Source organism: Pelomicrobium sp. G1 (assembly GCF_051905455.1).
In the GTDB taxonomy this organism is placed as follows: Bacteria; Pseudomonadota; Gammaproteobacteria; order Burkholderiales; family UBA6910; genus Pelomicrobium.
The window spans coordinates 1-250 of sequence record NZ_JBQACR010000471.1; the positions used below are offsets into that span (position 1 = coordinate 1).

Consider the following 250-nt stretch of genomic DNA (forward strand, 5'->3'; position numbering starts at 1 on the left):
CTTCGTCGGAATCGCGCTCGCCCACCAGGCGAGGAGTGATGAACCTGGTTTCCTCGTCGCTCAGGAAGTCTTCGTCGGCGAGTGTTTGAACCGGGTGATCCGGGTCGAACCGAACCTTGACGAAGTCCTGGCCGCAGGTGCGGCACAGCACCGCCGGGCGCACGGCGCCGCCGCAGTCGCTGCAGCGATCCGAGCCGTCCGTGGTGAGCTTGCGGCAGTCCGGATTCATGCACAGGCCGACGTCGTACAC

The 250-nt window shown here is 66.0% G+C and carries 1 protein-coding gene; it reads right to left on the reverse strand.

The annotated features are described in order from the left end of the window. Positions 1 to 250: hypothetical protein (locus ACTFO6_RS19270; RefSeq protein ID WP_439935932.1), on the reverse strand; the 250-nt coding region annotated here is incomplete at both ends.